This is a genomic window from Arthrobacter sp. 05N429 (genome assembly GCF_056397045.1).
The window spans coordinates 218,381-230,236 of record NZ_JBFTMQ010000001.1 but is presented as its reverse complement, the minus strand read 5'-3'; the positions used below and the strand labels follow the sequence as shown (position 1 = coordinate 230,236).

General features: G+C 67.3%; 10 protein-coding genes. 3 read left to right on the top strand and 7 right to left on the bottom strand.

Annotation, left to right across the window (positions count from 1 at the left end; all coding sequences use genetic code 11):
• Nucleotides 1-40: 40 nt before the first annotated feature.
• The 4 genes from AC1DF4_RS01060 to AC1DF4_RS01045 all read right to left on the bottom strand — a co-directional run bounded on the left by AC1DF4_RS01060 (nt 41) and on the right by AC1DF4_RS01045 (nt 4,681).
• Nucleotides 41-448: a DUF779 domain-containing protein gene (locus AC1DF4_RS01060; RefSeq protein WP_476911165.1), complete on the bottom strand. Its 408-nt coding sequence runs from the start codon at nt 446-448 to the stop codon at nt 41-43.
• A gap of 16 nt (nt 449-464) precedes the next feature.
• Entirely contained in the window at nt 465-1,475 is a 1,011-nt protein-coding gene (adhP, locus tag AC1DF4_RS01055) for an alcohol dehydrogenase AdhP (RefSeq protein WP_476911613.1), read from the bottom strand.
• Between the two features lie 159 nt (nt 1,476-1,634).
• Nucleotides 1,635-3,161, bottom strand: a complete 1,527-nt coding sequence (exaC, locus tag AC1DF4_RS01050) for an acetaldehyde dehydrogenase ExaC (RefSeq protein WP_476911164.1) — start codon at nt 3,159-3,161, stop codon at nt 1,635-1,637.
• A 134-nt stretch (nt 3,162-3,295) separates the two neighbouring features.
• Nucleotides 3,296-4,681, bottom strand: a complete 1,386-nt coding sequence (locus AC1DF4_RS01045; RefSeq protein WP_476911163.1) for a GAF domain-containing protein — start codon at nt 4,679-4,681, stop codon at nt 3,296-3,298.
• A 206-nt stretch (nt 4,682-4,887) separates the two neighbouring features.
• Between AC1DF4_RS01045 and AC1DF4_RS01040 the strand changes: the two genes are divergently transcribed.
• Nucleotides 4,888-5,838 (top strand): sigma-70 family RNA polymerase sigma factor, encoded by a 951-nt coding sequence (locus tag AC1DF4_RS01040; RefSeq protein ID WP_476911162.1) that lies wholly within the window; start codon nt 4,888-4,890, stop codon nt 5,836-5,838.
• On the opposite strand, the gene AC1DF4_RS01035 is transcribed toward AC1DF4_RS01040, so the two are convergent.
• Nucleotides 5,835-7,283, bottom strand: coding sequence for an FAD-dependent oxidoreductase (locus tag AC1DF4_RS01035; protein ID WP_476911161.1), 1,449 nt, complete (start codon nt 7,281-7,283; stop codon nt 5,835-5,837). The two genes, AC1DF4_RS01040 and AC1DF4_RS01035, sit on opposite strands and share 4 nt — an antisense overlap.
• 185 nt (nt 7,284-7,468) lie before the next feature.
• On the opposite strand from AC1DF4_RS01035, the gene rarD reads away from it, so the two are divergent.
• On the top strand, nt 7,469-8,494 hold the full coding sequence (rarD, locus tag AC1DF4_RS01030) for an EamA family transporter RarD (RefSeq protein ID WP_476911160.1): 1,026 nt from the start codon (nt 7,469-7,471) through the stop codon (nt 8,492-8,494).
• A 32-nt stretch (nt 8,495-8,526) separates the two neighbouring features.
• Here rarD and AC1DF4_RS01025 read toward each other — a convergent pair whose 3' ends face one another.
• The gene (locus tag AC1DF4_RS01025) at nt 8,527-9,399 is read right to left on the bottom strand and encodes a universal stress protein (protein WP_476911159.1); all 873 of its coding nucleotides are present in this window, start codon (nt 9,397-9,399) and stop codon (nt 8,527-8,529) included.
• 210 nt (nt 9,400-9,609) lie between these two features.
• Here AC1DF4_RS01025 and AC1DF4_RS01020 point away from each other — a divergent pair, with 210 nt between their 5' ends.
• Nucleotides 9,610-10,395: an AMIN-like domain-containing (lipo)protein gene (locus AC1DF4_RS01020; RefSeq protein WP_476911158.1), complete on the top strand. Its 786-nt coding sequence runs from the start codon at nt 9,610-9,612 to the stop codon at nt 10,393-10,395.
• A 103-nt stretch (nt 10,396-10,498) separates the two neighbouring features.
• On the opposite strand, the gene gabT is transcribed toward AC1DF4_RS01020, so the two are convergent.
• On the bottom strand, nt 10,499-11,854 hold the full coding sequence (gene gabT, locus AC1DF4_RS01015) for a 4-aminobutyrate--2-oxoglutarate transaminase (RefSeq protein ID WP_476911157.1): 1,356 nt from the start codon (nt 11,852-11,854) through the stop codon (nt 10,499-10,501).
• Between the last annotated feature and the right edge of the window lie 2 nt (nt 11,855-11,856).

Here is an 11,856-nt window from a genome sequence, read left to right as displayed (position 1 = left end):
GTCCCCCCGCACAGCCCGCCAGCGCTTTTCCAACTCCGGTTCAGACCGGCCAATCCATCAGCGTGGACCGGATCAGGAACCGCTTCCCCTCAGGTGCTTCCACCGAGAATCCGCTCCCCCGGCCCGGCACCACGTCCACGGTCAGATGCGTGTGGCTCCAGTAGTTGAATTGTTCTTTCGACATCCAGAAGTCAATCGGCTGCGGCTGCAGGCCGTCGGAAATGTCGAACAGGCCCAACTGGACATCCGAGTCCCCGGTGATGAACTCCCCTGCCGGGTAGCACATTGGCGAAGAGCCGTCGCAGCAGCCGCCGGACTGGTGGAACATCAGCGGTCCATGCTGCAGCCAGAGCTTGCGCAGCAGTTCCACGGCCTCCGCGGTGAGCGCCACCCGGGAGAAGTCCTCGCCGGGGAGGGTCACCGCCGCATGGAGCTTTGTGTCAGGCATCAGCGTCCTTCCTTCGTCAGTACTTGATGACCACGCGGCCGTCGATTTTGGCGTGCTTCATTTCGTCGAGGACAGCATTCACTTCGGAGAGCTCCCGGGTGGAGACTGTCGGGTGGATCTTGCCCTCGGCGTAGAACTCCAGAGCTTCTTCCAGGTCCTGCCGTGTCCCCACAATGGAGCCGCGGACTGTCAGGCCCTTGAGCACAATCTCAAAGATGGGTGCCGGGAAGTCACCCGGCGGCAGGCCGTTGAACACAATCGTTCCGCCGCGGCGGGCCATCCCGATCGCCTGGCCGAATGCTGACGGGTGCACCGCCGTGACAAGGACTCCATGGCAACCTCCGGTTTCGCGCTGGATGACTTCGGCGGGATCTTCGTGCAGGGCATTGACGGTCAGTTCCGCACCGTGCTTTTTGGCCAGGGCGAGCTTGTCATCGGCAATGTCCACCGCAGCAACACGGAGGCCCATGGCCACGGCGTACTGAACGGCGATATGGCCGAGTCCGCCGATGCCCGAGATGGTGACCCACTGGCCGGGCCGGGCCTCGGTCATCTTGAGTCCCTTGTAGACGGTTACTCCGGCGCAGAGCACCGGCGCCACCTCCACGGGGTCCGAACCTGCCGGGATCCTGGCCGCGAAGCGGGTGTCCACCAGCATGTACTCCCCAAAGGAGCCATCAACGCTGTAGCCGGCGTTCTGCTGCGCCTCACACAGGGTTTCCCAACCGGTTCGGCAGTACTGGCAATCGCCGCAGGCGGACCAGAGCCAGGCGTTGCCGACGAGGTCGCCGACGGCCAGGTCCGTGACGCCCTCACCGAGGGCAACCACTTCGCCGACGCCTTCGTGTCCGGGGATAAACGGCGGGGTCGGCTTTACCGGCCAATCGCCTTCCGCTGCGTGGAGGTCGGTGTGGCAGACGCCGGTGGTCAGTACCTTGACGAGCGCCTCGCCCCGGCCCGGCACTGGAACGGGGAGGGTCTGGATCTGCAGGTCCGTGCCGAATTCGGTTACTACTGCGGCTTGCATTGTCGTCGTCGTTGTCGTCGTCATAGCGAAATCCTTGCGTCATCAAGCGTGGGTGCAGCTAAGGCGTGTGCAGTGGGCCGGTGTCCTTCCGCGTCGGTGCACAAGTGGTGCGGGCGGGGCGGATCAATCCTGATCCGCCCCGCCCGGGTGTGTTGCGGCTTAGAAGAAGCCGAGCTTGTTCTCGTTGTAGCTGACCAGGAGGTTCTTGGTCTGCTGGTAGTGATCCAGCATCATCGAGTGGTTCTCGCGGCCGATGCCGGAGGACTTGTAGCCACCGAACGCAGCGCCCGCCGGGTAGGCGTGGTAGTTGTTCACCCACACGCGTCCGGCCTGGATCTCCCGGCCGGCACGGTAGGCGACGTTGCCGTTGCGGGACCAGACACCGGCGCCGAGGCCGTAGAGGGTGTCGTTGGCGATGCCCATGGCGTCGTTGTAGTCGCTGAAGCGGGTCACGGACACCACCGGGCCGAAAATTTCCTCCTGGAAGATCCGCATCTTGTTGTGGCCTTCGAAGATGGTCGGCTGGACGTAGTAGCCACCGGCCAGGTCTCCGGGCAATTCGGCGCGGCCACCGCCGGTGAGCACCTTGGCGCCTTCCTGCTTTCCGATGTCGATGTAGGAGAGGATCTTCTCGAGCTGGTCGTTGGAGGCCTGGGCGCCGAGCTGGGTTTCGGTATCCAGCGGGTTGCCCTGGATGATCTTCTCCACGCGGGCCACGGCGTCGGCCATGAAGGAATCGTAGATATCTTCCTGGATCAGGGCGCGGGAGGGGCAGGTGCACACTTCACCCTGGTTGAAGGCAAAGAGCGTGAAACCTTCCTGCGCCTTGTCGTAGAAGGCGTCGTCAGTGCTGTCTGCAACGTCGTTGAAGAAGATGTTGGGGCTCTTGCCGCCGAGTTCCAGCGTGACCGGGATCAGGTTCTGGCTGGCGTACTGGCTGATCAGGCGGCCGGTGGAGGTTTCGCCGGTGAACGCGATTTTGCGGATGCGGGGGCTGGAGGCCAGCGGCTTGCCGGCCTCGACGCCGAAGCCGTTGACCACGTTGAGGACGCCGGCCGGCAGCAGGTCGCCGATGAGTTCCATCAGGACCATGATCGAGGACGGGGTCTGCTCGGCGGGCTTCAGGACGACGGCGTTGCCGGCCGCGAGGGCCGGGGCGAGCTTCCAGACGGCCATCAGGATCGGGAAATTCCAGGGGATGATCTGGCCGACGACGCCGAGCGGCTCGTGGTAGTGGTAGGCGGTGGTGTCGTCGTCGAGCTGCGACAGCCGGCCTTCCTGGGCGCGGACGGCGGAGGCGAAGTAGCGGAAGTGGTCGGCGGCGAGCGGGATGTCCGCGTTGAGGGTTTCGCGGATCGGCTTGCCGTTGTCCCAGGATTCGGCGACGGCGAGCATCTCGAGGTTCTCGTCGATCCGGTCCGCGATCTTGTTCAGGATGGCGGCGCGCTCGGCGACGGAGGTCTTGCCCCAGGACGGGGCAACCTTGTGGGCGGCATCCAGCGCCAGCTCAATGTCCTCGGCGGTGCCGCGGGCGACCTCGCAGAAGACCTTGCCGGTGACGGGGGTGATGTTCTCGAAGTACTGGCCCTTGACCGGGGCGACCCACTCGCCGCCGATCCAGTTCTCGTAACGGTCCTTGAAGGTGACCTTCGAGCCCTCGGTACCGGGCTGTGCGTAGACAGTCATTGCAGCTCCTTTGCTGTGCAAGATTGATGGCGGCCAGATGTCGGCGCCGCCGTTGCGTTCAGCCTAGGAGCAAAGAGGTTGCAGTCAGGTTGCAACTGGAGTGACGCGGGTCACTTGTGCTGGTAAATGGTGGCTCAGGCGCTGAGCTCGGCCTCGAGCCGTTCCAGATCGGCGACGAGGGCGGCGCGTTTGGGCGAGCGCGGCGGCAGCAGCTTCAGTGCCGCGAGCCGGATCTCGACGTCGTCCCTCGCCTCGGGCAGTTCGGCGTACCTCAGGAGCGACTCGGCGCTGCCGTCTGTCAGGACCGCTTCGCGGAGCAGGGAGGAAACCCGGTTCCGCAGCTCGGTGATGCCGGGGGCTTCGGAGCGGGGCAGGACGGCGCCGCGGTAGATTTCCAGGGCGATCCGGTGGGCACCGCGCTGCAGGCAGTTCAGGACTTGCCCGGCATCCGGCACCAGGTCCAGGGGCAGCCGGTAGGGGCGCGACTCCGGAACGGCACCAGGGTTGAGCTGCTGGAGGACTTTGCGCAGGCGCACCATCTCGGCCCGCAGGGTCATGGTGGAAGCGTCGCCCGGGTACAGGAGGTTGCAGAGTTCCTCTGCGTTGAGCCCTTCCGGGTGGGTGCTGAGCAGGGCCAGGATCTCGCTGTGCCTCGCGGAAAGCGCCACGGTGCGGCCGTCGATGCTGAGCAGCGCCTGGTCCCGGCCCAGGAGCTGGAGGCTGTTGCGGTACAGGCTGTTGGCTCCCTTTGCCGGGTCATGCCTTGAAGCGGACGCCGTGTTCCGCCGCCGGGACGGCGAGGCCTGCTGGGCCGCGGCCAGCTGGAGCCTCTCCACCCTCAGATGGGCCTGCGCGGCGGCCACCGTGGCCTCGACGAGCGACAAGGTATGCGGGGCCACGGCGGACTCGGTGCCGGTGATATCAACGACGCCCAGGAGGGCGCCGGAATCGGGATCATGGAATGGAACGGCGGTGCAGCTCCAGGGGTGGACGGAACGTTTGTAGTGTTCCGCACCGGAGATCTGGATGCCCCGGCCCAGGGCCAGTGCGGTGCCGGGGGCGCTGGTGCCCACGGTGGCTTCGGACCAGTCGGCCCCGGGAACGAACATCATGCCTTCGGCACGGCGCTGCATGGCGGCGTCGCCTTCCACCCAGAGGAGCCTGCCCACCTCGTCCCCTACAGCCACGAGCATCCCGCTGTCGTGGCTGGGCAGAACCAGCAACTTGTGGATGACCGGCATGATGGCCGCCAAGGGATGCTGCCGCCGGTACTCTTCGAGTTCTTCGCGGTCCATCGCCAGCGGGGCCTCGGGATTGTCCGGGTTGGCCTGCAGCTCGACGGAGCGCCGCCAGGACTCCTGGATCAGGCTGCTGAGGCCCGGCAGTTGCAGGTCATCCGGAAGTCCGTGCCCCCGAGCGTCCAGCTGTTCATGGCCCGCACTGGCATACTGCTGGCGCAGCTCGGCCGGGCTCCCGGCACCTGGATGGACCAGGCCAGCCGGATGGACCAAATTCCTCATTGAACTCCCACCTGACGGCGCCACGGCGTACTGGACGCAGCCACGTCCGGCCAGTCTAGTGGGCGTTCCGGGCGCCCGCCAGAGCTGGGCCGTCGCCGCGGTCCCGTCCGGCCGGCCGCCGCGCCGCTCCCCGGGAGGCCACTCCATCGGCGGACTCTTTACGGACACCCGTTGCACGGACAGACCATGAGGCGGGAAAGTGGGCCATGGTTGATCTTGAGCTGCTGGTCGACGGCTTCGAGGCGCACCGGGCGCACCTCCGGGCGGTGGCCTACCGGATGCTGGGTTCGTTCAGCGAAGCCGAGGACGCCGTGCAGGAGTCGTGGCTCCGGCTCAGCCGTTCTGATGCCGCCGCCATCACGAACCTTGGCGGCTGGCTGACCACGGTGGTGGGGCGGATCTGCCTGGATATGCTGCGCTCGCGCCGTTCCCGCCGCGAAGAACCGGCCGGTGAGGCATTTCCGCATCCGGAGGCTGGCCGCGCCGACGCCCAGGAGCACCGGCTCCGGGAGGACGGCGATCCGGAGCGGCAGGCTGTGCTGTCCGACGACGTGGGAACCGCCCTGCTGGTGGTGCTGGACGCGCTGGGGCCGGGCGAACGTGTAGCCTTCGTGCTCCACGATCTGTTCTCGGTGCCCTTCGAGGCGGTGGCCGCCGTGCTGGGGAACTCGCCGGCGGCGGCCAGGCAGCTTGCCAGCCGCGCCCGCCGCCGCGTTAAGGCAAGGGCTGCAGGAAACACGCGCCGGGCCTGCACCCCGGATACCGTCGTCCCGCACTCCCGCGACCGCCAGCGGGAAATTGTGGACGCCTTCCTGGCGGCCGCCCGGGGAGGAGACTTTGCCGCGCTGCTCGCCTTGCTGGATCCCGACGTCGTCCTCCGCGCCGACTGCGCCGCGGCCGGAATGGGGGCGGAGGCGGAGGTCATTGGCGCGCAGGCGGTGGCACGCACCTTCTCCGGCCGCGCCCAGGTGGCCCGGCCGGCCCTGGTGGACGGCTCGGCGGGAGCTGTCTGGGCGCCGGGCGGGAGGCCGCGCGTGGTGTTCGGGTTCTCCGTGCTGGGCGGCAGGGTCATCCGGATCGATCTCCTGGCCGACCCTGAGGTGCTCGCCGGGCTCCGCATCGAGTACCCGGGTGCCGGAGGCAAGCCGCAGAACTAGTCGCGGGAGATCTGCACCATGTCCTCGCGGGGAACAACCTTGACGCGTTCGCGCACAATGCCGTTGGCGTCAGCGGAAGCGGACCACTCCGCGCCGAGGGCCAGTTCGTGGGCGTCGAGCTTGTTCCAGCCCTCCCAGGTCGTGTATTCGATCCCGCGCTCGCTGAGGAGGTCGATGATCGCCTGCGGATCGGGGTTCTGCGCCGGGGGGAGGCTCAGCCGGTCCTCGAGCAGGAAGCCGATGGTCTCCAGCGCGTCGCCCTTGGTGTGGCCGATCAGGCCCACGGGGCCGCGTTTGATCCAGCCCGTGGCGTAGATGCCCGGGACGGGATTGCCGTCGGCGTCGAGCACCCGGCCGCCCTCGTTGGGAATCACGCCGCGGCGGGCGTCGTATTCCAGCTCGTCCAGGGGCGAGCCGTGGTAGCCGATCGCCCGGTAGACGGCCTGGACCGGGTAGTCGAGGAACTCCCCCGTGCCCTTGGCGTTGCCGGTGCCGTCCAGCTGCATGCGCTCAAACTTGATGCCCGTGACCTTGCCGGGGTGATCGGCGTCGTCATGAATCTCGACGGGGCTGTGCAGGAAGTGCAGGTGCAGCCGGCGGGAGGACGGTTGCTCGGCCTCGGCGTGCTCCTCGACGAGCCAGTTGGTCAGGGTGTTGACCATGGTGCGGATCTGGTTGTTGCTGCGGATGGCCTCATCCGAGGCCTCGTCGAACTCGAAGTCCTCCGGGTAGAGGACGATGTCGACGTCCCGGGCGTGGGAAAGTTCGCGCAGTTCCAGCGGCGTGAACTTGACCTGGGCGGGGCCGCGGCGGCCAAAAACGTGCACGTCCGTGACCGGGGAGTTCTTCAGCGCCCGGTAGACGTTGTCCGGGATTTCCGTCACCAGCAGGTCGTCGGCGTGCTTGACCAGCATCCGGGCAACGTCGAGGGCCACGTTGCCGTTGCCGATCACTGCGATTTCCTTCGCCTCCAGCGGCCAGTCCCGGGGCACGTCGGGGTGACCGTCGTACCAGGAGACGAAATCTGCCCCGCCGAAGGAGCCCTGGAGTCCGACGCCGGGGACGTCCAGTTCCGCGTCGTTGATGGCGCCGGTGGAGAAGATCACGGCGTCGTAGAAGGCACGGAAGTCATGCAGGGTCAGGTCGCGGCCGTAGGCGACGTTGCCGAGGAAGCGGATATCGCCGCGGTCCAGGACTTTGTGCAGCGCGTTGACGATCCCCTTGATCCGCGGATGGTCCGGGGCGACGCCGTAGCGGATGAGGCCGTACGGGGCCGGGTACGCCTCGAAGAGGTCGATGCTGACCTCGAAGTCGCCGTCCTTGACTTCGTTGGACTTGGTCAGGATGTCCGCGGCGTAGACGCCTGCCGGTCCGGCGCCGACAATCGCAACGCGGAGCGGACGTTTGGACGATCTTTGAGGCGAAGTTTCGGCCGAGTTGGACACCGGGAGCCCTTCTGAGTCTTGGCGGCTGCGCCGGTTCAAGCAGCGCACAATCCCCCTATTCTAAATGTCCGCACCAACGTATGGGCGCGCCGGTGACCGACATCGCAGGGAACCGCGCCCCGGCGCGGGCCGCAACGGATTCCAAAGGCAGGAATAGGCGCCCTGCGGGTGGTGTTATTGACTTTGTGCCTACCCCCGACGGATCCCTCTCCCCAGCCACGCTGACCTCCCCGGGCGCAACGTCGCCCGGCGGAAGCCCGTCGAAGCGTCCGCCGGCCGTGCTCAAGGCAGTGGACACGGACACGACTGCGGGCATCATCTTTGGGATCGGCGCGTACGGCCTGTGGGGGCTGATGCCCCTGTACTTCTTCCTGCTGCAACCGGCAGGGGCGGTCGAAATTGTGGCCAACCGGGTGCTCTGGTCCCTGATTTTCTGCGTCCTGCTGATCACTATCACCCGCTCCTGGAGGGTCCTGGGAGCCGCCTTCCGGAACCGCGCGGTCATCTTCCCGCTGATCATCGCCGCGGTCCTGATCGCCGTGAACTGGCTGACCTATGTCTACGGCGTGACCACCGGTCAGGCCGTGGAAGCCTCACTGGGCTACTTCATCAATCCCCTCGTCTCGGTCCTGCTGGGGGTGGTGGTGCTGAAGGAGAAACTGCGGCCGCTGCAGTGGACCGCCGTCGGAATCGGCTTCGTTGCCGTGGGCGTTCTGACGGTGTCCTACGGCAAACTGCCCTTGATCGCCCTGACCCTGGCGCTGAGCTTCGGCCTCTATGGCTTCGTCAAGAAGCGCGTCGGCCCGCGCGCTGATGCGGCCACAAGCCTTACCGTCGAGACGATGGTGCTGGCGCCGGTTGCCGGCGCCACGATGATCGTCCTGGCACTCAGCGGAACCGCGACGCTGGCCACTAACGGCGCCGCGCATTTCTGGCTCCTCGCGGCCTCCGGCATCATCACCGCCGTGCCGCTGCTATTCTTCGGCGCCTCAGCCCGGCGGCTGCCGATGACAACGATCGGACTGCTGCAGTACTTCGCCCCCGTGCTGCAGTTCATCGTGGCGCTGGCCGTGTTCCACGAGCCCATGACGACAGACCGCTGGATCGGCTTCGGCGTCGTCTGGCTGGCGCTGCTGGTGCTCACTGTGGACATGCTGCTCATGACCCGGAAGAACTCCGTTACGCGCAGGCTGGCCCGCTCCGCCGCCTGAATCTGTCCAGGCGGCGGAACGGCACCACGCCGTCAGTCCTCGGGGCTGGTATCGAACCGCTCGTAGTCGCGCGGGACCACCACCATGGGCACCGGCAGGGCGAGTAGCACCTTGTTGGCCGTCCTGCCGACGAACAGTTTGTTTTTCTCCGCCAGGCGCGACGAGCCTACGATCATGATCTCGCCCTCGTCCCATTCAAGATCGTCGATCGCTTCCTCAATGGTGCGCCCGTGGGCAACTTCCACCGTGACCTGGTGGCCGGGCGGCAGCCGGTGGGCGGCCGCCGTGAGTACGGTATTGGCGTGGATGTGCGCCGCGTTGATGTTCTCTCCGCTGTCCCCTTCGGCGTCAAGTTCCACCAGCGAGACCAGCCGCAGCGGGACACCGTGGCGTTCGGCGGCCTCAACCGCGACGTCGATCGCCGCCTCCGCGCCCGTGCGCTCGCCCACTGCGAGAGTCATCCGCGTCATCGGCTCCGTGTGCCGGTAACCCCTGGGGGCCAGCGCCACCGGAACGGGCGAGGCATGCAGGAGGGCGTTGGCCGCGCTTCCGATCGTGTAGCGCTTGAACAGCCCGGCGCTGGCGGCGCCCACCACGATCAGGCCGGCCTTGTATTCAACGGCGGCATCGATGAGGCCGGCGGCGTGCGAGTCCGCCTGGCGGACGTGGAACCGGGCCTCGATGTCCTTCGGGACGAGGGCCATGCCCTCCCGTTCCGCGGTGAGCACCTTCTGCTCCGCGGCGCTGACACGGTTTCCCTCCGGGTTCATCGCGACGTAGGGCGTGCGCCGGTCCACCACGTAGACCAGGTCAAGGTGCGCGCCCTGGGCCCGGGCCATGGCGGAGGCCAGTGCAACGGCGTCGGCGCCGCGGTCGCTGGGGGTATAGCCAACTACGTATCGCATGTATGAACCCCTTATGGGTCTGTGGCAGAAGCCAGCTTTGTTCCGGGGATTCCGGGCGACGTCGGCCGGTCTGCGTTCCTGCAGTGGTAGGAACGACTCTAGCCCAGCGGGACCCGGAAATGGCCTGAATAGTCCGTGACTTTCGGCCCTGAGCTGGGCAGCCGTCTCCTTCTAGGGTGGAAAGGTCGAGGGGAGCTCATGGTGAGTGCGTTGTCTGGCAGGAAGACCCGGCGGCCCACCAGGCTATGGAACTCCGGGGCGGCCCTGTTCGCCCTGCTGCTGGTCCTCGCGGGCTGTACTGCGCCAACACCCCAGTCCGGCATTACCGGCCAACCCGCCGCCTCGTCCGCCGCTGCCACCGCGACGGCGGCTCCGTCGGCTTCCGCAACGGTCCCGGCGGACTCGGACGAAACAGCTCCGCCGCAATCGGGTGACAAAGTGATCTCGTCGACGATTGCCCTGGACTGGTCCTGGCCGGGCCCGGGCCGGCCGTTCAAAGCCACGCATAAGAACCCCGCGCCCATTTCCCCGCCGCCAGCCGCTCCGCTGCCCACGTTGTACGCCATCGGGTCCGGTGAGCACCCCGCGGAGACTCCGCCCTATGACCAGCTGAGCTTCCGGTTCCAGGGTGGATTCCCGGGCTACGACATTGAATTTGTGCCTGAACTGATCGCCGACGGCAGCGGCCTTCCGGTTCCTGTGCCCGGCACCGGCGCCGTCCTCAGGGTGGTGTTCCGCGGAGCCCAGGCGCACACCGCGGACGGCACGGCAAGCACCATCACCAGCGCACCCGCCCCTTCCATCGGCTACCAGGTCCTCACCAGCTACGCCCCGGCGGGGGATTTCGAAGGCGTGGTGAGTTACGGGATCGGCGTCGGCCGGCCGATGGAACCGGTGCCGGAGACGAAGGTGCGCGTGTACGAGGTCGAGAAGATCGAGCGCGGCCAGCACCTGTTCGTCGTCGTGGTCCAGCTGGACGCCACCTCGTGGAAGTAGCGAATTAGCGGAGCGACTTAGCGCAGCAGAGCCGCGGACCGTACGTCCGCGGCTCTGCTGTTTCCGGAATCCCTGAGTCCGGACCCTCCGGTGTCCGGATGGCTCAGGCGTTGGCCTTGATGGCCGCGGCCAGGACCTGGAGCCCGTCCAGCAGCAGCTCGTCGCTGATGACCAGCGGCGGCAGCAGCCGGATGACGTTGCCGTAGGTGCCGCAGGTGAGGATGATGACGCCCTCCTTGAGGCAGGCGGCGGCAACGGCCTTGGTCAGCTCCGGGTTCGGTTCCTTCGAACCGGCCTGGACCAGTTCGATCGCCAGCATCGCACCGCGGCCGCGGACGTCGCCGATCACAGGCTGCTCAGCGGCCAGTTCGCGCAGCTTGCCGAGGGCGAGCTCCTCGATGTGCTTGGCGCGGGCGTTGAGGCCGTACTGCTCCATCGAGCCGATCGACGCCAGGGCCGCGGCGCACGCGACCGGGTTGCCGCCGTAGGTGCCGCCGAGGCCGCCCGGGTGGACGGCGTCGAGCAGGTCGGCGCGGCCGGTGATGGCGGAGAGCGGCATGCCGCCGGCGATGCCCTTGGCCATGGTGATGATGTCCGGGACGACGCCCTCGTGGTTCACGGCGAACCACTCACCGGTGCGGCAGAAACCGGACTGGACCTCGTCGGCGATGAAGACGACGCCCTTGTCCTTGGCCCAGGCCGCCAGCGCCGGCAGGAAACCCTCGGCGGGAACGATGAAGCCGCCCTCGCCCTGGATCGGTTCGATGATGATCGCGGCCACCTGGTCGCCGCCGAGCTGCTTCTCGATCATGGTGATGGCGCGCTTGGCGGCCTCGGCACCGGTGATCTCCGGGTTTTCCTCGCGGTAGGGGTAGCTCATCGGCATGCGGTACACCTCGGGCGCGAACGGGCCGAAGTTGGTCTTGTAGGGCATTGCCTTGGCGGTCAGCGCCATGGTCAGGTTGGTGCGGCCGTGGTAGGCGTGGTCGAACGCGACGACGGCGTCCCGGCCGGTGGCCAGGCGGGCCACCTTAACGGCGTTCTCCACCGCTTCGGCACCGGAGTTGAACAACACGGTGCGCTTCTCGTGGTCACCCGGGGTGAGGCGGTTCAGCTGCTCGGCGACGGCGACATAGCCTTCGTAGGGCGTGACCATGAAGCAGGTGTGGGTGAAGTGCTCCACAGCTTCCTTGACGGCCCCGACGACGGCCGGGTCGGAGGCACCGACGCTGGTCACGGCAATGCCGGAGCCAAGGTCGATGAAGGAGTTGCCATCGACGTCATGGATGATGCCGCCGTCGGCGTCGGCGACGTAAACGGGGACAGTGGACGCGACGCCGGCCGCGACGACGGCCTTGCGGCGTTCGGTCAGGGCGACGGACTTGGGGCCCGGGAAGTCGGCCTGGACGCGGCGCTTCTGCTCAAGACGGTAGGTGATGTCATGGGCGGTGGTGGTCATGG

Bases quoted from the DNA above. Each gene is read 5' to 3' on its own strand.
- exaC (WP_476911164.1), bottom strand. From the start codon at position 3,161: ATGACTGTCTACGCACAGCCCGGTACCGAGGGCTCGAAGGTCACCTTC.
- adhP (WP_476911613.1), bottom strand. From the start codon at position 1,475: ATGCAAGCCGCAGTAGTAACCGAATTCGGCACGGACCTGCAGATCCAG.
- AC1DF4_RS01045 (WP_476911163.1), bottom strand. From the start codon at position 4,681: ATGAGGAATTTGGTCCATCCGGCTGGCCTGGTCCATCCAGGTGCCGGG.
- AC1DF4_RS01040 (WP_476911162.1), top strand. From the start codon at position 4,888: ATGGTTGATCTTGAGCTGCTGGTCGACGGCTTCGAGGCGCACCGGGCG.
- gabT (WP_476911157.1), bottom strand. From the start codon at position 11,854: ATGACCACCACCGCCCATGACATCACCTACCGTCTTGAGCAGAAGCGC.
- AC1DF4_RS01025 (WP_476911159.1), bottom strand. From the start codon at position 9,399: ATGCGATACGTAGTTGGCTATACCCCCAGCGACCGCGGCGCCGACGCC.
- AC1DF4_RS01060 (WP_476911165.1), bottom strand. From the start codon at position 448: ATGCCTGACACAAAGCTCCATGCGGCGGTGACCCTCCCCGGCGAGGAC.